We start from the raw sequence: 21,759 nt of genomic DNA, 5'->3' as shown, positions 1-21,759 counted from the left end.
GCAGAGAGAATGCCTTGCACTCTAGCGCACACGTCCCGGCCCCGGAACCGATAAGATCTGACCGTTCTACCAGAAAATCTCACAGATGACCGATGCCGATCTGCCGTCGCTCAACGCCGTGCGTGCCTTCGAGGCCGCCGCCCGACTGGGCAGCCTCACCCGGGCCGCCGAGGCTCTGCATGTGACCCACGGCGCGGTCAGCCGCCAGGTGCGGCTGCTCGAGGACACACTGGGCACGCCACTGTTCGTCCGCGCCGGCCGCGGCCTGCGGCTGACGCCGGCCGGGGAACGCCTGCGCGATGCGGCCGGCGATGCCTTCGCGCGCCTGCGCGGCGCGGTCGCGACGATCCGGCGCACGCAGGGCGACGAGGCCTTGGTGCTCGGCTGCCCGGGCAGCCTCGTCGCACGCTGGGTGATCCCGCGCCTGCCGCGGCTGGCCGAGACGTTACCCGAACTGCGCTTGCACCTGTCGCCGCACGAGGGCGCGTTCCCGCAGTCACTGGCCGGCTTCGACGCCGCGTTGCTGATCGGCCAGGCGCCCTGGCCCGCCACCTGGCGCGTGCGCCCATTGGCGCCCGAACGCATCGGACCGGTCGTCAGCCCCCGGCATCCCGAAGTCGCACGGCTGCGGACGCTCGCGCCCGACGCTCTGCTGCGCGAGCCGCTGCTGCACACGCTGTCGCGGCCGCAGGCTTGGCCCGCCTGGGCGGCGGCCACCGGTGCAGCGCCGCCCCAGGCCCTGGGCACGGGCTTCGAGCATCTCTACTTCCTGCTCGAAGCCGCGGTCGCCGGACTCGGCGTCGCAATCGCGCCGCAGGAACTCGTCGCGGACGATCTCGCTGCCGGTCGCCTGCTCGCCCCCTGGGGCTTTGCCGCCACCGGCGCCCACTGGGTGCTCGCCAGCCCGCGCGATGCCGACGATGCCCGCGCCGACGGGCTGGCGAACTGGCTGTCGCGGGAACTGGCTTGATCGCTATACGGCAGCGCAGCACCGCTCCCCGCTAGGCCCCGATCCCCCGCACCGCCGCCACGAACGCGCGCATGCGCGCGGCGTCCTTGCGGCCCGGTGCCGATTCGATCCCGCTCGATACGTCGACGCCCGCCGGCCGCACGGTGGCGATCGCCTGCGCCACGTTGCCGGCCTCCAGGCCGCCCGCCAGCCAGAACGGCCGGTCGAGCGCCGCGGGCAACGCGGCCCAATCGAAGCGCGTACCGCCGCCGCCGGGCTCGCCGGCAGCATGGCCGTCGAACAGGAACGCTGCGGCATCGGGCCAATCGCCGAGCGTGCGCAGCGCGGCGATCGGATCGCCGCCCATCGCGATCGCCTTCCAATAAGGACGCCCGAAACTCCGACAGAACGCGGCGTCCTCGTGGCCGTGGAACTGCAGCACGTCGGGCGCGAGTTGCTCGATGATCGCCGCGACCTCGGCGGCGTCGTTGTCCATCGTCAACGCGACCACTTGCACCTGCGGCGGAACCGCCGCGCGCAACGCCCGTGCTTGGTCGAGATCAAGCCGGCGCGGGCTGCGCGCCGCGAACACGAAACCGACATCGTCGACGCCGAGCGCGACCGCAGTTTCGACGTCCTCGCGCCGGGTCAGCCCGCAGAATTTGATCCGGACCGCGCTCATGCCGGCAGCGTGACCTCCGCCGGCAGGTTCCATTCCGGCGGGTACAACGGGCCGAGAAAGACCAGGCCGGCGGCAGGCGCGGTCGGGCCGGCGAGACGGCGATCGCGGCCGGCCAGCACCTCGGCGATCCAGCTTTCCGGCTGCGCCCCGGCGCCGACCTCGAGCAGCGAGCCGACGATGTTGCGGACCATGTGGTGCAGAAACGCATTGGCCTGCACCTCGACGACGACCTCGTCGCCATCGCGGCGGACCGCGATGCGCTGCAGGTCGCGGCGCGCGTGCGGCGCCTGGCAGTGCACGGTGCGGAACGCGGAGAAATCCTGCTCACCGACCAGTGCCTGGGCCGCACGATGCATCGCGGCCGCGTCGAGCGGCCGCAGTTCCCACGACAGGTACTGCCGGTGCAACGCCGGGCGTACCTGGCGGTTGAGGATGCGGTAGCGGTAATGGCGTGCGCGCGCGGAGAATCGCGCATTGAACGTATCGGGCACCGGCTGGCACCAGCGCACGCTGACCTGCGGCGGCATCAGTGTGGTCGCGCCGAGCATCCAGGCGCGCGGCGCGCGCGCGGCCTCGGTATCGAAATGCACGACCTGGCATTGCGCATGGACGCCGGCATCGGTGCGCCCGGCGCAGACCGTGGCCACCGGATGCGCGGCGATCTTCGACAGCGCCGTCTCCAGCGCGGCCTGCACCGACTCCTGCCCGCCCTCGCCGGCCTTGCTCAGCCGTTGCCATCCCAGAAAGCCATTGCCGTCGTACTCGACGCCCAGCGCGAATCGCATCGCGCGTTCAGCCCAGCGTGCGCAGCAGGCGCGCGGCCTCGGCCGCGGCGATCGGGTCGCCGCCACCGGCCACGTCCTGCAACAAGCTGCGCGCGGTATCGACATCGCCCAGGTCGATGTAGGCGCGGGCGAGTTCCAGACGCTCGATGACGGGTGGCGGTTCGACCGCATCGACGCGATCGAGCTCGACCGGCGTCTGGACCGGTGCGGGTGTGGGCGCCGGCGCGGTGTCGGACGCCGGGGGGGCATCGCCGACATGCCAGGTCGGCCCGCCGGTCGTCGGTGCGATCGGCGCAGCGACCGGTGCTGCGGCAGGCGGCGCCGAGCGCGCAAAGGCGGGCACGGCATCGGCCGACTGCGCAGCGGCCGGCGCTCCGTCCGCGGTGTTCGCGGTGGCCTTCGCCGGTGCGGCACGGCGGCTACGGCGACCGAGCAAGAAGGCGATCGCGCCGACCACCAGCAGCGCCGGGGCCAGCCACAGCCAGGACCAGGGCCCGCCCGGCGATGCATGGGCCGCATCCAGACGCTGCTGCGCAGCCGCAAGGTCGGCGTCCTTCATTTCGATCAGCCGCTGCTGCTGGCGTTGCAACTGCTCCAGGTCGTCGAGCCGGGACCGCAGTTCGGCCAGTTCCGCATCACGCGAGATCGCGGCCTCTTCGGCCTGGTGCGAGTCCTGACGCAGCATGTCTCCTCCAGCGCCGGCAGCGATGCCCGACTGTGTCGCCGCCGGCGCAGCGTCGCCGGCCGGCGGGGTGATCTCGAGCCGGGCCGATGGCGCGGCGACCGCAGTGGGCGCGGCGGGTGCGGCGCGAGTTGCAGACGGTGGTGGCGTCGTGGTGGCGGGCGGCGCAGTCGCGACCGGCGGCGCGGCCTGCGCCGGCTCCGAGGCAGGCCGGCGCATGTCGCGCCACTGCCCCACCTGCTGGCGCACCAGCGCATCGGCCTCGGCGGCGCCGGCCTCGGCCCAGTCGTCGCGCGGCGGCACGCGCAGCACGGCGCCCTGGCGGATCAGGTTGAGATTGCCGCCGATGAAGGCATCAGGGTTGTGCCGCAGCAGCAGCACCATCGCCTGGTTGACGCTGATGCCGGCCTCGCGCGCCAAGGGTGCGGCGATCGTCGACAGGGTCTGGCCGGACCGGACGGCCGGCAGCGTCTGCGCGCGATCGGTGGTGGCCGGCTGGGCGGCGGTGGCCGTGGGCGGCGCGGGCGGTGCTGCGGGCGCAGGCCTGGGCGCTGCACGCACCGGCGCCGCGGGCGGCGGCGCCTGCGGCGGTTGGGTCGCGGTCGGCGCTTGCGCCTGCAACGGCACAGGTGCAGCGGGTGTCTCGGTGGCGGGGACGACCGGCGGCCGCACGATCGCATCGGCCGGCGCGGCGATCGGCGCCTGGATGGCGGGCTGCGCTTCGGCCGCGACGGTGTCGGGCACAGCGAGCAGCGCCGAGTACTCGCGCACCAGCCGGCCCTGCCCCCAATCGACCTCGACCAGGAAGGCAAGCGCCGGCTGCTGCACCGGTGCGGCGCTGGTGACCCGGATCACCGGCCGACCGCGCGCATCGAGCGCGACGCCAAAGCGCAGATCCGAGACCACGCCGCGCGGCGGCGCCAGACCGATACGGGCGAAGGTCTCTGGTGACGCCAGTCTGGCCTGCAGCTGACGCAGTTCGGCCGGATCGCTGGAGATCACCGGAATCTCGGCCAGCAACGGCTCGCCCTGCTGCGAGCGGACCTCGATGCGCCCCAGTCCCAGCGCCAAGGCCGGTCCGGCGACGCCCAGCAGGACGCCTGCCACCAGCAGGGGCTGCACGATGCGCGACACGATCTTCCCCGGATCCATCGGCCGACTGTAGCGGCCGGCCGCCGCGCTCCGCAACGTCGACGCCGCCGCGTCCGGCAGCCGGCCAGCGTGCATGGCTCAGCGCTCCGCCGCGACCAGCTCGGCCACCTGCACCGCATTGAGCGCAGCGCCCTTGCGGATGTTGTCCGAGACGATCCACAGGTTCAGGCCGTTGGGATGCGAGAGATCCTCGCGGATGCGGCCCACGAACACCGCGTCGCGGCCCGAGGCGTGGGTGACCGGCGTCGGATAGCCGCCCGCGCGTCGCTCGTCGACGACTTCCACGCCCGGCGCCTGCGCCAGCAGCGCGCGCGCCGCCTCGACGGTGAGCTTGTCGCGCGTTTCCACCGCCACCGCTTCGGAGTGTCCGTAGAACACCGGCACGCGGACCGCGGTCGGATTCACCAGGATGCTGTCGTCGCCGAGGATCTTGCGCGTTTCCCAGACCAGCTTCATCTCCTCCTTGGTGAAGCCGTTGTCCAGGAAGTCGTCGATGTGCGGGATCAGGTTGAAGGCGATCTGCACCGGGAACTTCTGCGGGTCGAGATCGCGGAAGTTCAGCAGGTCGCCGGTCTGGCGGCCGAGCTCCTCCATCGCCGAACGTCCCGCGCCCGAGACCGACTGATAGGTCGCGACATTGATCCGCACGATCCCCGCCTGCCGGTGCAACGGCGCCAAGGCGACCAGCATCTGCATCGTCGAGCAGTTGGGATTGGCGATGATGCCGCGCGGCCGGTTGCGTGCGGCTTCGGGATTGACCTCGCTGACCACCAGCGGCACGTCGTCGTCGTAGCGGAATGCCGAACTGTTGTCGATGACCACCGCGCCGGCCGCGGCGAACTTCGGCGCGTAGGTCTTACTGGTGTCGCCGCCGGCCGAGAACAGCGCGATGTCGACGCCGCTCGGATCGAACGTGGCCAGGTCCTGCACGACGATGTCCTCGTCGCCGAACTTGACGGTAGTGCCGGCCGAGCGCTCGCTCGCCAGGGCGATGAGTTCGGACACCGGGAAGTCGCGTTCGGCGAGGATCGACAACATGGTGTCGCCGACGGCGCCGGTGGCACCGACGACAGCGACGCGGAAGGCGCGGGAGGGGGACTGGGACATGAGGGGCACTCTCGAAAAAGGGGAACATGGGAAACGCAGGCGCTGAAGGGGGCTCGGGGAACCGCCCGCCCGGAAGCTCAGGCGGTTCCCGGTCGTTTCGCATCCTGGCCGACCGGTGCGATCGGGCTCGGCGGGCGGCCAGCATCGGGACCGGCGCCCAGCGCGGCGATCAGGTTGTCGACCGCCAGCGTGACCATCGCCCGGCGCGTGGCCAGGCTGCCGCTGGCGATGTGCGGGGTCAGCACCACGTTGTCGAGCGCGAGCAGGCGCGGGTCGACATCGGGCTCGCCCTCGAACACGTCGAGCGCCGCCGATGCCAGACGCCCATGCGCCAGCGCGTCGGCCAGCGCGCCCTCATCGACGATGCCGCCGCGGGCGATGTTGGTCAGCGTCGCCGTCGGTTTCATCCGCGCCAGCGCGGCGGCATCGACGATATGGTGGGTGGCGGCCGAGTACGGCAGTACCAGCACCAGGTGGTCGGCCTGCGCGAACAGCGCCTCGAACTCGACGTAGTGCGCGTTGCAGCTGCGCTCGGTCTCCGCGGGCAGGCGGCTACGATTGTGATACAGCACGCGCATGTCGAAACCGGCGGCGCGCCGGGCGATGCCCTGCCCGATCCGCCCCATGCCCAGGATGCCCAGCGTGCTGCCGTGCAGATCGGCGCCGAGCAGGCCCTTGAAGTTCCAGCCCTGCCAGCGCCCCGCGCGCAGATGGCGTTCGGCCTCGGTGATGCGGCGCGCAGCGGCCATCAGCATCGCGAAACCGAAGTCGGCGGTGGTCTCGGTGAGCACGTCAGGTGTATTGGTCGCGACGATGCCGCGCGCGTGCAGCGCGGCGATATCGAGGTTGTTGTAGCCCACCCCGACATTGGCGATCGCACGCAGGCGCGGGGCCGCGGCGATCTCGGCCTGGCCGATGCGCTCGTTGAGCGTCACCAGCGCGCCGTCGGCGTCGCGCAACGCGGCGGCGACGGCGGCCGCATCGTGCTCGACGACCGAGGGCACCTGCACGACGTCGAAGTGCGCGTGCAGCCGCGCGACGATGTCGTCGAACAGCGGCTGCGCGACCCAGACCCGCGGACGCGGCTCAGCCATCGATGCGCCCCGGGATCCGCGGCCCCACCTCGCCGACATCGCCACACTGCGCGCGATGGCGAAGCGCCTGGTCCATCAGCACCAGCGCCAGCATCGCCTCGCAGATCGGCGTGGCGCGGATACCCACGCAGGGATCGTGGCGGCCGGTGGTGATGACCTCGACAACGTTGCCGTCGACATCGACGCCGTCGGCCGGCAGACGCAGGCTCGAGGTCGGCTTGAACGCGGTCGAGACCACGATCTGCTGGCCGGTGCTGATGCCGCCGAGCACACCGCCGGCATGGTTGGAGGCGAAACCGGCCGGCGTCATCAGATCGCGGTGCGTGCTGCCGCGCTGGGCGACCGATGCGAAGCCGTCGCCGACCTCGACGCCTTTGACCGCGTTGATCGACATCATCGCCGCTGCCAGGTCGCCGTCGAGCTTGCCGTAGATCGGCGCGCCCCAGCCCGGCGGCACGCCATCGGCGACCACGGTCACGCGCGCGCCGACCGAATCGCCGGACTTGCGCAGCGCGTCCATGTAGGCCTCCAGTTCGGGCACCTGCGCCGCATCCGGCCAGAAGAACGCGTTGGCTTCGACCGTGGCCCAGTCGATCGCCTGCGGGTCGGACACCGACGGCACGAGCTCGCCCAATTGCGACAGCCAGCCGTGCACCTGGACGCCATGGCGCTGCGCGAGCCACTTCTTGGCGATCGTGCCGGCGGCCACGCGCATCGTCGTCTCGCGGGCCGACGAACGCCCACCGCCGCGCGGGTCGCGGATGCCGTACTTCTGCCAATAGACGTAGTCGGCATGGCCGGGGCGGAACTGCGCGGCGATGTTCGCGTAGTCCTTGCTGCGCTGGTCGGTATTGCGGATCAGCAGCGCGATCGGCGTGCCGGTGGTGACCCCTTCATACACGCCGCTGAGGATCTCGACCGCATCGGCCTCGCGGCGCGCCGAGGTGTGCCGGCTCTTGCCGGTCGCCCGCCGCGTCAGATCATGGGTGAAGTCCTCCGGCGCGAGCGCGATCCCGGGCGGGCAGCCGTCGACCACGCAGCCGATCGCCGGTCCGTGGCTCTCGCCGAAGGTCGTGACACTGAACATCTGACCGAAACGATTGCTGGACATGGCACCGCGGCGCCAGTGCGCCGTCGAAACAGGAGGGCCGCCAAGCTTAACGCGCTGGGCCGGCCCGTGGTGCGGTGCGTCAGAACAGGTCGCTGGCCGGGCCAGCGGCAGTGCTGGACGCCGCACCCGACACTGATGCGCGCGCGGCTGCAAGCTCGGCGATACGTGCGTTGTGCGCGACCAGGTCGCGGCGCTCGACGACGAACACGCCCATCTGCCCGACCTGGAACTCGACCCACAGCAACGGCAACTCGGGCAGCAGCTTGATCAGATGCTGCTCGGACTCGCCAACTTCGCAGATCAGCAGCCCGTCCTCGGTCAGGTGCAGCGGCGCGTCGCGCAGGATCTTCAGCACCAAGTCCAGGCCGTCGTCGCCGGCGCGCAGGCCCATCTCGGGCTCGTAGCCGTACTCGCGCGGCAACGCGTCGGTCTCGTCGTTGGTCACATACGGCGGATTGGTCACGATCAGGTCGTAATGCTCGCCCTGCAGGCCCTCGAACAGATCGGACTTGAGGAAGCGCGTGTTGCGCACCTCCAGCCGGGCCTCGTTCTCGGCCGCCAGCGACAGCGCCTCGTCGCTGAGATCGACGCCGTCGACGTGCCAATCGGGATTGTGGTGCGCCATCGCGATCGCGATGCAGCCAGAACCGGTGCACAAGTCCAGCGCGCGACGCACCTCGCGGCCGCCCAGCCACGGCTCGAAGCCGGACAGGATCAGTTCGGCGATCGGCGAGCGCGGCACCAGGGCGCGGCGGTCGGACTTGAAGCTCAGACCGGCGAACCACGCCTCGCCGGTCAGGTAGGCCGCCGGGATCCGCTCCTCGATACGGCGCAGGAACAGGCCCAGCACGTCTTCCTTCTCGGCCAACGTGACCCGAGACTGCCCATAGACCGGGCTCAGGTCGTGCGGCAGGTGCAGCGCGTGGAGCGTGAGCTGGGTGGCCTCGTCGATCGCGTTATCGTAGCTGTGGCCGAAGGTCAGCCCGGCGGCGTTGAAGCGACTGGCGCCATAGCGGATCAGGTCGACGATCGTCTGCAGTTCTTCGGTCATGGCGCGCGCGGCTCGGGGGACGGCTGATGGCCGGCGATTATAGGTCAGCCGCCGCCGCACTCCCGCGTGCAGCCGGACGGGCGCACGCGGCGGGCTATGATGGCCGATCCCTCGACTCGGCGGCCCCAGACGGATGTTCAACCGCACCACCCTCGTGATCCTGTGCATCGCACTCGCCGGCGGGCTGGGCCTGCTCGCAGCGCAGCGCTACTTCACCGACGGCGGCGCTGATCGCCCGCCGCTGCAGGTCGTGCAGCTCTATCCCCAGCCGCGCGCGCTGCCGCAGATCACGCTGCAGCAGGCTGACGGCACCCCGCTGCCGACCAGTGCGCTGGCCGGACATTGGACCCTGGTGTTCATCGGCTTCACTCAGTGTCCCGATGTGTGCCCGATGACGCTGACCCAGTTGGCGCAAGCCCAGCGGCGCTGGGAAGCACTACCCGAGGCGACCCGGCCGCGGGTGCTGTTCGTGTCGGTGGACCCCGAGCGCGACACGCCACAGCGACTCGGCGACTACGCACATGCCTTCCACCGCGACACCCTGGCCGCGACCGCCGACCTGCCGACGCTCGAGCGCTTCACGCGCGCGCTGTCGATGGTGTTCGCCAAGGTGCCGCTGCGCGGCGACGCGCCAGCCGGCGCCTACACGATCGATCACAGCGCCTCGATGGCAGTGCTCGACCCCCAGGGCCGCATGGCCGGCGTGGTCTCGGGCAGCGTCCTCAACGGCGAGACACCCCAGCCCGAGGCCATCGCCGACGACCTGCTGCGCCTGACCCCGGACGCGCGCCCATGAGCCTGACGACCACGCTGACCTATGCGCTGCCGCACCGTCTGCTGTCGTCGATGGCGCGCCGACTGGCCTACTCGACCCATCCGGGCACACGACGCTGGCTGATCGACACGGTCGTACGCCGCTTCGGCGTCGACCTGTCGGAGGCGGCCAATCCCGACCCGGCGTCCTACGCCAGCTTCAATGCGTTCTTCACCCGCGCCCTGCGCGAGGGCGCGCGCAGCCCCGACCCCGACCCGCGCGCATTGCTGATGCCGGCCGACGGCCACATCAGCCAGTGCGGCGCAATCGACGGTGATCGCATCTTCCAGGCCAAGGGGCAGTCGTTCACCGTCGCCGAACTGCTCGGCGATGCCGACGACGCAGCGCCCTACCTCGACGGCCGCTACGCCACCGTGTACCTGTCGCCGCGCGACTACCACCGCGTGCATATGGCCTGGACCGGCACGCTGCGCGAGACCGTGCACGTTCCGGGCCGGCTGTTCAGCGTCGGCACCGACGCGGTCGCCAATGTGCCGCGGCTGTTCGCGCGCAACGAGCGGCTGGTGTGCCACTTCGATACCGACTTCGGGCCAATGGTCCAGGTAATGGTCGGTGCGCTGCTGGTTTCCGGCGTGGAAACGGTCTGGGCCGGCGAAGAGATCCCCGCCTACGGCGACCGCATCCAGCGCAAGGACTACCGCGGGCGCGGCATCGTGCTTGAGCGCTTCGCCGAGATGGCGCGCTTCAACTACGGCTCGACGGTGATCGTGCTGCTGCCGCCTGGCGTGGCCGAACTGGCACCGGCGCTGCACGCCGAGTCGCCGGTGCGCCTGGGCGAACGGCTGGCCACGCGCCTGGGCGCGTGACCATCGCGCCCTCCCCGCATGCGGGAGAGGACGCGCACAGCGTTCAGCGCGCGCAGCCCTGCAGCGTCAGTGTCTGACCCGGCTTGAGCGCGTATGCCGGCGCGCGCAGGCCGTTGGCGCGCGCCAGCGTCGAGATGTTGCAGCCATAGCGCTGCGCGATCTTGCCCAGCGTGTCGCCGCGGGCGACGCGATGGCTGCGCGCGGGCGCCGGCGCAGGGGTGACCTGCGGCGGCCGCGGAGCGGCGGGCGCGGCCGGCAGCGCCGCCGGCACGTCAGCGTTCGCGTCTGGCAACACCTCGATCGCACCGGTGCGCACGATCGCCGCGCGCGGGTCGCTGTTCACCAGCTCGGCCGCGAGGTCGGCGCGCGCACCGCGCACGCACCACTGGCGATACAGCCCAGCCATGCGCACGGTGCCGTTGAGCACGGTGCCCACCGGCAGCAGGCTCTCGGCCTCAAAGCTGGGGTTGAGGTTGCGCAGCGCGCGCATGTAGCCGTCGCGGGTATTGCCGTTGCCCAGGCAGATCGTCAACTCGTAGATCGACGCCGGCCGCTCGAGACGGAACGTCGCCGGCCGCGCATCGACCTTGGGGAAGGTCAGTCCGTACTCCTGCGGGTGCAGGTACAGCCACGCCGCGGCAATCACCATCGGCACGTAGTCGCGGGTCTCGGGCGGGAACTGGTTGTAGACGTCCGGGTCCCAGAAGCGCCGGCCCGCGGCCTCGCGATAGACGCGCAGCGCGCGCCCCTCGCCACCGTTGTAGGCGGCCAGCCAGTACTCGATCTCGTTGCCGTGCTGCGCGAACCGCTCGTTGAGATACACCGCCGCCGCATCGGCCGCCTGGCGCGGGTCGTAGCGCGTGTCGAAGCCGCTGCCGTCGGGGCCCAGGCCGAACCGGCGCCCGGTCGCCGGCATGAACTGCAGCGGCCCGGCGGCGCCGGCACGGGAACGCGCGTGTACCCGGCCGTTGGATTCCTTGGCCATGATGCCGAACAGCAGCGCCTCGGGCAGGCCGCTGCGCTTGAAGGCCGGCGACATCAGATGCCGCATGTACTGGTAGTTCTCGTGGCTGGTGATCAGCGACACGCGCATGTCGGTGAGCCAGCGGCGGATGCCGGCCTGGACGGCGGGATTGAGCTCGACCATGCGCTTGAACCGCTCGTCCTCGCTCAGCAGCGCCGAAGCGCTGGCAGCGGCGGGCACATCGGCGGTCGGCAGGCTGCCGTCGGGCGCATCGACCGGCGCGTCGTCCTCGCCCTGCCCGGCCTGCGCGTCGGCATCGGCCTTGAGCAGGCGCTTGTAGCTGGTCAACAGCTGCGGGACGCTGCAGCCGCGCTGCTTCTCGCAGGCCACCATCACGTCTTCCATGTCCTCGAGCGCGGCATTGCTCGCCTCGACGCCCGCCGGGTCGTCGTTGGCGATGCGCACCAGCGCTTCGCGGTAGCGCCCCTCGGCATCGAGCATGCGCTGATTCAACGCCTCGGCCGCCTCGCGGTCGCGGCGCGACTGGGCCTGCGCATCGGTGGCGTGACTGGACAGAACCAGCGCCAGCGCCAGCGCACCCAGGTGCGCGAGCGGAAAACGACGGGAGAACCGGGACTCGGGCATGCGGGACTTCGCTCTGAGGGGCCGGCAGGGTAGCCCCGGCCATCGCGCCGCGGCAAGGCGACCGACGGTCGCCGGGCTCAGCCGTCCGGCTGCCCGGCCCCGGCCTGCGAGCGGGCCCAGTCGCGGGTCTGTGCCGGGTCATGGCGGGCGAAGCCGGCTGCGTCGATCGCCGCATCGAGGTCGGCCGCGGGCGCGACGTCGAGATGGTGGGCCAGGAACGCACGCGTCACCGCGGCGATCCCGCGCGCGGTCGCGGCGGCATCCGCATCGCCGAAGCGCGCTTCGTACGACGGTCCGGTCATCAGCAGCGGCAGGTCGCTGAAGGCCATGTGCCGGGTCCCGGGCACGCGCAGCCGGATTACCTCCGGCGCCAGCCCGACCTGTGTCCAGCGCGCGTAGGCATAGTCGTTGTGGTGAAACGCAGGGTCGGCGGGCGTGCTGTCGTAGAGCGGAAACCGCACCCAGTCACTGGCCAGCGCCAGCAGCGGCCGACCGAGGTCGGCATCGTAGAGTCCGGGGTCGAAATTCAACCCGTCCAGACTCACCGCCGCGCGGCAGGTCGGCAATCGCTGGCAGGCGGTCGCCGCGGTCGAACCGCCGAAGGACATGCCGGCGATCGCCAGCCGCTGCGGGTCGGTCGCGGCGAGCACCGGCGCGAACGCCGGCGGCACCTGCCCTGCCTGCAGCGCGCGCACCGCGAACAGCACGTCCTCGCGCCAGGTCGCCTGGCTGGCCCCCAGCCGGCTGCCGGCCAGCGCCTGTGCGTAGCCGTCGATCAACGCGGCGCGCGTGGCGTGATCGTCAGCGGCATGGAAACGCCGGCGCCATTCCAGCAGCGCCGGCGTCTCGGCGCGCATGTCGGTCGGCACCACCCGTCCATCGGACAGCGCGAGATCCACCGCGTCGCCGGGATGCCCCAGCGCCACCACCACATAGCCGTGACTGGCCAACGATTGCGCCAGCGCGGTGTTCTGCGCCGGATACAGGAAGAAGCCGTGACTGAGGATCACCACCGGGAAGCCGTCCTCAGGCCGCGGCGCCATGCCCGTCCCGGCGCCTGCGGCGGTGCAGGCGTCGATCGCGCGGGTGTCGTCGACGGCGTAGCCCAGATTGCGCGCCAGCGCCGGCAATAGCCGCGCCGCCTCGTCCTGCGGCAGATACGGGCGTGGCGGCGCGGCCTGCGCGGCGGGGTACCAGGTGACGACGGGCAGTGTCCGCACCGCCTCGGACGCATCGCCCGACCCGTCACGCCGTGCCGGGTCGGCCAGTTCGAAGCGTTGCAGGCCCACCGGCAGCGGCCCGTCCGGGGCAGGCAGCGCGCAGGCAAAGGCCAGTGCAGGCAAGGTCGCGGCAATCAAGCAGACCAGCCGCGACGGGAGTCGAGAGGGCATGGCGACGATCCGAGGGAACAGGCATCCATTGTGCGCGCGCCACGCACCGCGACGACGGCACGGCACCGGCAGCGACGAGGTCCTAGAATCGCGACTTCCTCCAAGCATTGCGAATCCATGGAACCGATCCTCATCGGCAAGGCCGTCACCACGCCCGACGGCGGCCCCGTGCACCTGCTGCCCGCGCTGGGCAACCGCCACGGCCTGGTCGCCGGCGCGACCGGCACCGGCAAGACCGTCACGCTGACCACGCTGGCCGAGGGGTTCTCGCGCATCGGCGTGCCGGTGTTCATGGCCGACGTGAAGGGCGACGTCGCGGGCCTGGCGGTGCCGGGCGAGATCGGCGAGGCGCTGCGCGAGCGTGCCGCGCACATCGGCGTGCCCGACTACGCAGGCGAGGCCAGCCCGGTGGTGTTCTGGGACCTGTTCGGCGTGTCCGGCCATCCGGTGCGCACGACGGTCAGCGAGATGGGCCCGACGCTGCTGGCGCGCATCCTCGAGCTCAACGACACCCAGGCTGGCGTGCTCGACATCGTGTTCAAGCTCGCCGACGACCGCGGCCTGTTGCTGCTCGACCTCGACGACCTGCGCGCGTTGCTGGGGCTGGTCGCCGAAGAGCGCAAGGCGGTCTCGTCCGAGTACGGCCTGGTTTCGGCACCGTCGGTCGCGGCGATCCAGCGCGCGGTGCTGCGGCTGGAACAGGACGGCGGTGCGCCGTTCTTCGGCGAACCGGCGCTGGCGCTGGACGACCTGATGCGCACCCGCAGCGACGGCCGCGGTGTGATCGGTATCCTGGCCGCCGACCGGCTGATCCTCAAGCCGCGGCTGTATGCGACCTTCCTGTTGTGGCTGTTGTCGCAGTTATTCGAGACGCTGCCCGAAGTCGGCGACCTCGACAAGCCGCGGCTGGTGTTCGTGTTCGACGAGGCGCATCTGCTGTTCGGCGACGCCCCGGCGTCGCTGCAACAACGCATCGAACAGGTGGTGCGCCTGGTCCGCTCCAAGGGCGTGGGCGTCTATTTCTGCTCGCAGTTCCCCGACGACGTGCCGCAGGCCGTGCTCGGCCAGCTCGGCAATCGCGTGCAGCACGCGCTGCGTGCCTACACGCCGCGCGACCAGAAGGCGGTGCGCACCGCCGCGCAGACATTCGTCCCCAACCCCGCACTCGACGTCGCCGCCACGATCGCCACGCTCAAGACCGGCGAGGCGCTGGTCTCGATGCTGCAGGCCGGCGGCGCGCCGGCACCGGTCGAGCGCACTCTGATCGCACCGCCGCGCTGCCGGATGGGCGCGATCAGCGAGGCCGAGCGCGCGCGGGTGCGCGCCGGCAGCCCGGTCGGTGCCAAGTACGACACCCCGGTCAATCGCGAATCGGCCGCCGAACTGCTGGCCCAGCGTGCGCAAGCCGCGACTGCGGCCGGCGATGCCGCCCCGGCGAAGTCCCGCGACGCCGATGCGGCCGAGGGCGGGCTGGGCCAGAAGGTCAACGAGTTCCTGTTCGGCACCAAGCGACGCCAGGGGGCGGTCCAAGCCGCCGGCAAGCAGGCGGTGCGCTCGATCACCAACCGGATCGTGCGCAACCTGCTGGGCGGGATCGGACGCCGATGAGCCGCTGGCGCCCGCCACCGGAGAAGAGCACCGCGCTGATCACCCCGGGTGGCCACGCCCGGCTCAAAGCCGAGCTCGACGATCTGTGGCGGGTGCGCCGGCCCGAGGTCGTGCGCGCGCTGTCGGCCGCGGCGGCCGAGGGCGACCGCTCGGAAAACGCCGAGTACACCTACCGCAAGAAACAGCTGGGCGAGATCGACCGCCGCGTGCGCTACCTCGGCAAACGGCTCGAAGCACTGCGCGTGGTCGACACCGTACCGACCGATCCTGAGGCGGTGTTCTTCGGCGCCTGGATCGAACTGGAAGACCTCGACAACGGGCAGTGCAACCGCTACCGCATCGTCGGCCCCGATGAAACCGACGCGCGCGAAGGCTGGATCAGTATCGACTCGCCGCTGGCGCGCGCATTGCTCAAGAAGCGCGTCGACGACGAGGTCGCGGTCGAACTGCCGGGCGGGCCATCCACATTTGCGATCGTCTCGGTCGACTACGTCGCGGACTAACATGCGCCGCAATCGCCGACACGGTGGCCAGGCGGCCGCGGCTGCGAACGGACGGAACCGCGCGGGCGGGACCCGCGCCGGCCTCGGCTTGCTGGCCGGCGCCCTCGCCGCCTGCAGTCCAGGCCCCGCCCCCACCGCCACGTCGCCGGCGGCCGCGCCCGTCCCGGTTTCTGCTGACGCGGCGACCGACGCCCATGCCGCGCTCGCCGCGCGGCTGCGGCCGTTTCTGATCGAACGTAGCGCAAGCTCCTCCGGGCGCAGCGCGCGCGCTGCCGACGACGAGCGCTTCCGGCTCGGCACGTTCTGGGAGGCCCGGACCGACACCCACCATTTCGACGCCGCGTTCCGCGCGCGGGCGCAGGCCGCACTGGCGGCGCACGAGAATGGTGCCGGGCACGCGGCCGCGGACGCAGCGCTGCGACGGCTGCTTGCGACCGTCGACGCGCGCTTGCCGGCCTGGCAGGCCCTGGTCGACTACAACGCCTCGGGGCGGATGCGTGACGATGGCGGCGACGGTGGACGGGCCTTGTTGCCCGGCGCGATCGCGGCGATCGACGCGATCGAAGCGGCGACCTGGGCCTATGTCGAGACGGCCTTGCAGGCAGCGCCCGCACTGTAGATACGCCTAGGGCGCGCGCGCCGGACCCGCGCCTCGCCGGACGCTCAGTCGATGCGCTGCAGCTCGTGGATCTGCGTGTCCGAAAACGCGCTGAAGTACCCGGTCGTCGACGTGAACTTCTGGTCCGGGAACACGGTGCCCGGTGCGACGCGGCACATCAGGAACGCGCTCGACGACGCGCACTGCAGCCCGGCCTCGGGCGGGACACCGGGAAACAGCCCGGCCTGCTCGCGCTCGCTGAGCGGCAGCATCGCCAGCCCCTCGCCCCGGAACATCGCCAGCCAGCCGCGCCCCTCGGCCCGCAACGTCAGCTGCGCGTCGGCCGGCGCCGTCGCCGGATCCTCGTCCACCGGGCGATAGGTCCCGCTCAACCCGTCCGCCGCGCCTGCGGTGCCGGCCACGAACGCCAGCACCAGCCCCGTCGCTATCCCGCTCGCCCATCGTTTCATGCATCCGTCTCCACGACTTCGCCGTAGAGATCATGCTCGTCGCTGCCCATGATCGCCACCTCGACGAAATCGCCGGGACACAGGCCGGCTTCGCGGCCATTCTGGATCTGCACCACGCCGTCGATCTCGGGTGCATCGCCCATCGTGCGCGCGATCGCCAGGTCGCCGTCGACGACGTCGACCAGGCAGGACTGCACGCTGCCGACCTTGGCCTCCAGCCGGGCTGCGGAAATCTCCGCCTGCTTGTCCATGAACCGCGCCAGCCGCTCCTGCTTCACCGCCTCAGGCACCGCATCGGGCAACAGGTTCGCGGTCGCGCCCTCGACAGGTGAATAAGCGAACGCGCCGACGCGATCGAGCTGGGCCTCGTCGAGAAAGTCCAACAGTTGCTGGAAATCGTCTTCGGTCTCGCCGGGGAAGCCGACGATGAAGGTGCTGCGGATCGTCAGGTCCGGACAGATCTCGCGCCAGCGCGCGATGCGTTCGCGGGTGCGCTCGATCGCGCCGGGCCGCTTCATCAGCTTGAGGATGCGCGGGCTGGCATGCTGCAACGGCACGTCGAGATACGGCAGCAGCTTGCGGCTGCCGTCGGCATGGCGCTCGGTCATCAGCGGGATGATGTCGTCGACGTGCGGGTAGGGATACACATAGTGCAGCCGCGTCCACACGCCCAGTTCCGACAGGCCTTCGCACAGCGCCTTCATCCGCGTCTGGTACGCGCGATCCCGCCACGTCCGCTCGGCATAGCGCACGTCCACGCCGTAGGCCGAGGTGTCCTGGGAGATCACCAGCAGTTCGCGCACGCCGCCGCGCACCAGCCGCTCGGCCTCGCGCAACACGTCGTCGACCGGGCGCGACACCAGGTCGCCACGCATCGAAGGAATGATGCAGAAGCTGCAGCGGTGGTTACAGCCCTCGGAGATCTTCAGATACGCATAGTGCCGCGGCGTCAGCTTGACGCCGGTATCGGGCACCAGGTCGACGAAGGGATCGTGCCGCGGCGGCAAGGCCGCGTGCACCGCGCCCATCACCGAACCGTAGTCCTGCGGCCCGCTGATCGACAGCACGCCCGGATGCGCGTCACGGATCATCTCCTGGCGCTTGCCCAGGCACCCGGTCACGATCACCTTGCCGTTCTCGGCCATCGCCTCGCCGATGGCGTCGAGCGACTCGGCGACCGCCGAATCGATGAACCCGCAGGTGTTGACGACCACCACGTCGGCATCGTCGTAGGTCTGCACGATGTCGTAGCCCTCGACCCGCAACTGGGTGAGGATGCGTTCGGAATCGACGAGGGCCTTCGGACAGCCGAGACTGACGAAACCGACCTTGGGACTGGCTGCGGACATGGGAACCGTGGCGGGTGCAGGAGGGAGGAGCCCACGCGCGCCGCCGGCCGGCATGGGCCGGTCCGTGGGTGCGGGCACGAGGGGCCGCGCAGTATAGCGGCGGCGGCCGGGGCGGTCCTGCGGCCACCGGCCTGGGGTAGACTCGGGGCGTCACCTGAACAGGACGCCGCCATGGGCCGGGACATCGTCGTCGCCACTGCGTCGGGACCGATCAATGCCTGGCGGGCCGATCCGCCGCATGGCGCCGCCGCCAAAGGCGCGATCGTGGTGCTGCAGGAGATCTTCGGCGTCAACGCCCACATCCGCAGCGTCGCCGACGGCTACGCGGCCGCCGGCTATGTCGCGATTGCCCCGGCCCTGTTCAACAACGACTATGTCATCTACTTACCGCTGGGAGGCGACTACGATGTTGCCTGATCCTCAGCGCATGCGTTGGATGACCACGCTGAGCGACTGACTCGGCTGACCTGTAAAACCTCGACCAACTGACTGATTTACGGCTCATTCGGCGCGAAGCCCCACGTTGAAGGGCTGCCAACGGCAGCCCTTCTCGTTAGCGAATCGAACTAAACGTGCGCGCAAATCACCCATCTAGATTCAGAACGCAATCCACGTGCACACCGTACTTCCACCAGCTGACGTGCATCCCATTCTTCCGGTTTGGCCTCCCGTGACAGGAATGCCGTTCATCGCAGCCCAATTCACCCAGTCGTTGATACTCGATTGCGGAAGTCCACTGAAGTCATACTCTCGATAGCCGCCTCCAGCGAACTCCTCCGCATTTTGTGGTATCGAATTATTGTTCGCGTCACGCGCCGTTCCCGGAGAGTAGGTCCACTGAGAAACATCATTGCTACCAGGGTCAAAGTAGAGAACTATGCTAGAACCGTCAGGAAAAATTACTTGCGTGCGGATCAACCCGTAGTCGGGATTTAGCCATGTCACCGGGTTAAATGGACGCAAGAATGTATGCGCACCAGCAATGTAGCCGACATATGTACTGTAAAGATAGTTGCGAAGATTGTTCATCCGAGACGAGCTCGCCAACGCCTCTGTAGCACTCAAAGGCAGATTATCCGGCTGGCTCGCAACCTGGAAACTCAAGCCCCCCTGAAAATCCGTCAATTCGACGATGTAATCCAGGGAATTACCGTTCGCCTGATACAGCCCCACCAAATCATCGAAGTAGTACTGCAGCTCAGCGCTGATTGGGCCGTCATGCATTACGCCATATGGCGTTTTAATGATGCTGATCATCTGCGCGTTGGCGAGGTTGTAAACGATCACACCTCCAATATCGAGCTCAGCATCAGCCACTTCTCTCATCTGCTGTACCGAGCAGCCTTCGCAAGGCACGGCATACAATCCACCTCTTTGTTGAGCCTGCGCATCTGCAACCACTAGACCAGCAAATAAAAGCAAGAATGCGGCCAGTCCTATTCTACACATAAATTACTCCTTTAATAAATGAAATAGACAAGACCCCTTCCAATGGCTACAGCAAGCACAGTTACCCCAATCGCCGGGTAGGGCCTAATCTTCACAAGCATCAATGGGATGGCTAGAAGAATGCATATGATCAGGGAGATAGGTGCAATGGGCCCTCGGACAGTGAAAGACGCAGCCAACGCGGCAAATGCTGCGATGGCCAACGGAAGCGGGCGCATAGCATTTTTGGATCCAGATCTCATCTTCGGCGCTCAAATGGATGCACCATGAACTTAGCCCAAACGATATTGATTATCAATACCGGTTGCAGAGATCAGTCTTCCATTCGTTTTCCGTATGGCCGCGACTTGCTCAGCGCACCGCAAGTCGAATGGTGCCGCAGGCGATGCCACCCGCTGCTGGCGCGTTAGTGCGCAATCGCCGCGCGGCCAGCCGAAAGGGCGAGCTGCCAGACCAGTACGAGCCGTGCTTTAGGGTCCTTGGCGCAGGCCGCGTCGTCGCTTGAGGTCAGGTCGTCTTGACATTGCTTCCCCGCCTAACGCGCGCTCAAAGTTTACGAACAATGTCTTTCGGACAACCGAGACTGACGAAACCGACCTTGGGACTGGCTGCGGACATGGGAACCGTGGCGGGTGCAGGAGGGAGGAGCCCACGCGCGCCGCCGGCCGGCATGGGCCGGTCCGTGGGTGCGGGCACGAGGGGCCGCGCAGTATAGCGGCGGCGGCCGGGGCGGTCCTGCGGCCACCGGCCTGGGGTAGACTCGGGGCGTCACCTGAACAGGACGCCGCCATGGGCCGGGACATCGTCGTCGTCACTGCGTCGGGACCGATCAACGCCTGGCGGGCCGATCCGCCGTATGGCGCCGCCGCCAAGGGCGCGATCGTGGTGCTGCAGGAGATCTTCGGCGTCAACGCCCACATCCGCAGCGTCGCCGACGGCTATGCGGCCGCCGGCTATGTCGCGATCGCGCCGGCGCTGTTCGACCCGGTCGCGCGGCATGTCGAGCTGACTTATGAAGCCGCCGATTTCGAGCGCGGACGCGCGCTCGTCGCGGAACTCGGCATCGACCGCGCGGTCGGCATCGTCCGCGCCACCCGCGACCTGTTGCGCGGCGAAGGCCATCGCCAGATCGGCGTTGTCGGCTTCTGCTGGGGCGGCAGCCTCGCCTTCCTCGCCAACACCCGGCTGGGCCTGCCGGCAGTCAGCTACTACGGCGCGCGCACTGTGCCGTTTCTCGACGAACCGCTGCAGGCACCGATGCTGTTCCACTTCGGCGCCGACGACGCCAGCATTTCCGAAGCCGACATCGCCGCCCACCGCGCACGGCAGCCGGACGCCGAGATCCATGTTCATCCGGGCGGTCACGCCTTCAACCGCGACGTCGACCCGACCCACTACCACCCCGAAAGCGCCGCCGAAGCCCGCCGGCAGACGATGAAGTTCTTTGCCGCGGCGCTGCGCTGACCGGACGTCGACCATGCCGCACACCGCCGCCCCTCCCCGCTACGTCCTGCACCCGCAGTTGGCCGACGACACCCACCCCGTCGCCACCCTTGCCCTGAGCGAGATGCGGTTGATGGACGATGCCAACTATCCGTGGCTGATCCTGGTCCCGCGCCTGCCCGACGCCCGCGAATTGATCGACCTGAGCCGCGAACAGCGCAGCCTGCTGACCGAGGAGATCGACATCGCAGCGCGCGCGATCCGCGATGCGTTCCGGCCGTTCAAGCTCAATATCGCGGCGCTGGGCAACCAGGTGCCGCAGCTGCACGTGCATGTGATCGGTCGCGACCAAGGCGATCCCGCATGGCCCGCCCCGGTCTGGGGCCGCGTCGCAGCCCGCCCCTACTCGCCCGACCTGCTGGTCGAGCGCATCACCCGCCTGCAGGCCGTGTTGCCCGGCTGACCGCGCGTCAATGAAAACAAAGCGACGGGCCGATCAGGTGCGCGGCAGCGTCACCCCGGTCTGGCCCTGGTACTTGCCGCCGCGATCCTTGTATGACGTCTCGCAGACGTCGTCGGCATCGGACTGGAAGAACAGCATCTGCGCGACGCCCTCGTTGGCATAGATGCGGGCTGGCAGCGGCGTGGTATTGCTGAACTCCAGCGTCACGTGGCCTTCCCATTCCGGCTCGAGCGGCGTCACGTTGACGATGATGCCGCAGCGCGCATAGGTGCTCTTGCCCAGGCACACCACCAGCACGTCGCGCGGAATGCGGAAGTACTCAACGGTGCGTGCCAGCGCGAACGAATTGGGCGGGATGATGCACTCGTCGCCGACCACGTCGACAAAGCTCTTGGGATCGAACCGCTTGGGATCGACGATCGTCGAGTTGATATTGGTGAACACCTTGAACTCACGCGAACAGCGCACGTCGTAGCCGTAGCTCGAGGTGCCGTAGCTGACGATGCGCTGGCCGTCGACGTGCTTGACCTGCCCGGCCTCGAACGGCTCGATCATGCCCCCCGGCTGCTCGGACATACGGCGGATCCAGCGGTCGCTCTTGATGCTCATACGGTGTTCCCGG

22 protein-coding genes are annotated in these 21,759 nt (G+C 69.7%); 9 read left to right on the top strand and 13 right to left on the bottom strand.

Annotated elements, in window-relative coordinates:
- The first annotated feature begins 85 nt into the window (after nucleotides 1-85).
- Nucleotides 86-970 (top strand): LysR family transcriptional regulator, encoded by an 885-nt coding sequence (locus MNO14_RS06115; protein WP_241945836.1) that lies wholly within the window; start codon nucleotides 86-88, stop codon nucleotides 968-970.
- A gap of 31 nt (nucleotides 971-1,001) precedes the next feature.
- Here MNO14_RS06115 and MNO14_RS06110 read toward each other — a convergent pair whose 3' ends face one another.
- The 7 genes from MNO14_RS06110 to prmB form a co-directional block, all read right to left on the bottom strand.
- A complete protein-coding gene (locus tag MNO14_RS06110) occupies nucleotides 1,002-1,631 on the bottom strand; it encodes a phosphoribosylanthranilate isomerase (RefSeq protein ID WP_241945835.1) in 630 nt (209 codons plus the stop codon).
- Nucleotides 1,628-2,416 carry a tRNA pseudouridine(38-40) synthase TruA gene (gene truA, locus MNO14_RS06105; RefSeq protein ID WP_241945834.1) on the bottom strand — a complete coding sequence of 263 codons (789 nt, stop codon included), beginning with the start codon at nucleotides 2,414-2,416 and terminating at the stop codon, nucleotides 1,628-1,630. Before truA ends, MNO14_RS06110 begins: the two co-directional genes overlap by 4 nt.
- A 7-nt stretch (nucleotides 2,417-2,423) precedes the next feature.
- Nucleotides 2,424-4,250 carry a FimV/HubP family polar landmark protein gene (locus MNO14_RS06100; RefSeq protein ID WP_241945833.1) on the bottom strand — a complete coding sequence of 609 codons (1,827 nt, stop codon included), beginning with the start codon at nucleotides 4,248-4,250 and terminating at the stop codon, nucleotides 2,424-2,426.
- Nucleotides 4,251-4,328: 78 nt separating this feature from the next.
- Nucleotides 4,329-5,357, bottom strand: a complete 1,029-nt coding sequence (locus MNO14_RS06095; RefSeq protein WP_241945832.1) for an aspartate-semialdehyde dehydrogenase — start codon at nucleotides 5,355-5,357, stop codon at nucleotides 4,329-4,331.
- Nucleotides 5,358-5,434: 77 nt separating this feature from the next.
- Nucleotides 5,435-6,451 (bottom strand): D-glycerate dehydrogenase, encoded by a 1,017-nt coding sequence (locus tag MNO14_RS06090; protein WP_241945831.1) that lies wholly within the window; start codon nucleotides 6,449-6,451, stop codon nucleotides 5,435-5,437.
- Nucleotides 6,444-7,562, bottom strand: coding sequence for a chorismate synthase (gene aroC, locus MNO14_RS06085; protein ID WP_241945830.1), 1,119 nt, complete (start codon nucleotides 7,560-7,562; stop codon nucleotides 6,444-6,446). Before aroC ends, MNO14_RS06090 begins: the two co-directional genes overlap by 8 nt.
- A gap of 79 nt (nucleotides 7,563-7,641) precedes the next feature.
- Nucleotides 7,642-8,613 carry a 50S ribosomal protein L3 N(5)-glutamine methyltransferase gene (prmB, locus tag MNO14_RS06080; RefSeq protein WP_241945829.1) on the bottom strand — a complete coding sequence of 324 codons (972 nt, stop codon included), beginning with the start codon at nucleotides 8,611-8,613 and terminating at the stop codon, nucleotides 7,642-7,644.
- Nucleotides 8,614-8,746: 133 nt separating this feature from the next.
- Between prmB and MNO14_RS06075 the strand changes: the two genes are divergently transcribed.
- Nucleotides 8,747-9,409 carry an SCO family protein gene (locus MNO14_RS06075; RefSeq protein WP_343226415.1) on the top strand — a complete coding sequence of 221 codons (663 nt, stop codon included), beginning with the start codon at nucleotides 8,747-8,749 and terminating at the stop codon, nucleotides 9,407-9,409.
- Nucleotides 9,406-10,254: an archaetidylserine decarboxylase gene (gene asd, locus MNO14_RS06070; RefSeq protein ID WP_241945828.1), complete on the top strand. Its 849-nt coding sequence runs from the start codon at nucleotides 9,406-9,408 to the stop codon at nucleotides 10,252-10,254. The genes MNO14_RS06075 and asd overlap by 4 nt, the downstream gene beginning before the upstream one ends.
- A gap of 43 nt (nucleotides 10,255-10,297) precedes the next feature.
- Here the strand turns inward: asd and MNO14_RS06065 are convergent, their stop codons facing one another.
- Nucleotides 10,298-11,863, bottom strand: coding sequence for a transglycosylase SLT domain-containing protein (locus MNO14_RS06065; protein ID WP_241945827.1), 1,566 nt, complete (start codon nucleotides 11,861-11,863; stop codon nucleotides 10,298-10,300).
- A 77-nt stretch (nucleotides 11,864-11,940) separates the two neighbouring features.
- The gene (locus tag MNO14_RS06060) at nucleotides 11,941-13,254 is read right to left on the bottom strand and encodes a hypothetical protein (RefSeq protein ID WP_241945826.1); all 1,314 of its coding nucleotides are present in this window, start codon (nucleotides 13,252-13,254) and stop codon (nucleotides 11,941-11,943) included.
- 117 nt (nucleotides 13,255-13,371) lie between these two features.
- Here MNO14_RS06060 and MNO14_RS06055 point away from each other — a divergent pair, with 117 nt between their 5' ends.
- From MNO14_RS06055 to MNO14_RS06045, 3 genes are all read left to right on the top strand, one after another.
- The gene (locus tag MNO14_RS06055) at nucleotides 13,372-14,862 is read left to right on the top strand and encodes a helicase HerA-like domain-containing protein (RefSeq protein WP_241945825.1); all 1,491 of its coding nucleotides are present in this window, start codon (nucleotides 13,372-13,374) and stop codon (nucleotides 14,860-14,862) included.
- Entirely contained in the window at nucleotides 14,859-15,365 is a 507-nt protein-coding gene (gene greB, locus MNO14_RS06050; protein WP_241945824.1) for a transcription elongation factor GreB, read from the top strand. Before MNO14_RS06055 ends, greB begins: the two co-directional genes overlap by 4 nt.
- An 88-nt stretch (nucleotides 15,366-15,453) precedes the next feature.
- Nucleotides 15,454-15,984, top strand: coding sequence for a hypothetical protein (locus MNO14_RS06045; RefSeq protein ID WP_241945823.1), 531 nt, complete (start codon nucleotides 15,454-15,456; stop codon nucleotides 15,982-15,984).
- A gap of 44 nt (nucleotides 15,985-16,028) precedes the next feature.
- On the opposite strand, the gene MNO14_RS06040 is transcribed toward MNO14_RS06045, so the two are convergent.
- Together MNO14_RS06040 and rimO are read right to left on the bottom strand one after the other, a co-directional pair.
- A complete protein-coding gene (locus MNO14_RS06040; protein ID WP_241945822.1) occupies nucleotides 16,029-16,433 on the bottom strand; it encodes a hypothetical protein in 405 nt (134 codons plus the stop codon).
- A complete protein-coding gene (gene rimO, locus MNO14_RS06035) occupies nucleotides 16,430-17,782 on the bottom strand; it encodes a 30S ribosomal protein S12 methylthiotransferase RimO (RefSeq protein ID WP_241945821.1) in 1,353 nt (450 codons plus the stop codon). Before rimO ends, MNO14_RS06040 begins: the two co-directional genes overlap by 4 nt.
- Before the next feature lie 171 nt (nucleotides 17,783-17,953).
- On the opposite strand from rimO, the gene MNO14_RS06030 reads away from it, so the two are divergent.
- Nucleotides 17,954-18,199, top strand: coding sequence for a dienelactone hydrolase family protein (locus MNO14_RS06030; RefSeq protein ID WP_241945820.1), 246 nt, complete (start codon nucleotides 17,954-17,956; stop codon nucleotides 18,197-18,199).
- Between the two features lie 180 nt (nucleotides 18,200-18,379).
- On the opposite strand, the gene MNO14_RS06025 is transcribed toward MNO14_RS06030, so the two are convergent.
- Nucleotides 18,380-19,204 carry a hypothetical protein gene (locus tag MNO14_RS06025; RefSeq protein ID WP_241945819.1) on the bottom strand — a complete coding sequence of 275 codons (825 nt, stop codon included), beginning with the start codon at nucleotides 19,202-19,204 and terminating at the stop codon, nucleotides 18,380-18,382.
- 816 nt (nucleotides 19,205-20,020) lie between these two features.
- Between MNO14_RS06025 and MNO14_RS06020 the strand changes: the two genes are divergently transcribed.
- Both MNO14_RS06020 and MNO14_RS06015 read left to right on the top strand, forming a co-directional pair.
- Nucleotides 20,021-20,695: a dienelactone hydrolase family protein gene (locus tag MNO14_RS06020; protein WP_241945818.1), complete on the top strand. Its 675-nt coding sequence runs from the start codon at nucleotides 20,021-20,023 to the stop codon at nucleotides 20,693-20,695.
- A gap of 13 nt (nucleotides 20,696-20,708) precedes the next feature.
- A complete protein-coding gene (locus MNO14_RS06015; protein ID WP_241945817.1) occupies nucleotides 20,709-21,137 on the top strand; it encodes an HIT family protein in 429 nt (142 codons plus the stop codon).
- Nucleotides 21,138-21,170: 33 nt separating this feature from the next.
- Here MNO14_RS06015 and dcd read toward each other — a convergent pair whose 3' ends face one another.
- A complete protein-coding gene (gene dcd / locus MNO14_RS06010) occupies nucleotides 21,171-21,746 on the bottom strand; it encodes a dCTP deaminase (RefSeq protein WP_183426014.1) in 576 nt (191 codons plus the stop codon).
- Between the last annotated feature and the right edge of the window lie 13 nt (nucleotides 21,747-21,759).

It is taken from the genome of Luteimonas sp. S4-F44 (genome assembly GCF_022637415.1).
Taxonomy (GTDB): domain Bacteria; phylum Pseudomonadota; class Gammaproteobacteria; order Xanthomonadales; family Xanthomonadaceae; genus Luteimonas.
The sequence above is the reverse complement of the archived record's forward strand: the minus strand, read 5'-3'. Positions and strand labels throughout refer to the sequence as shown.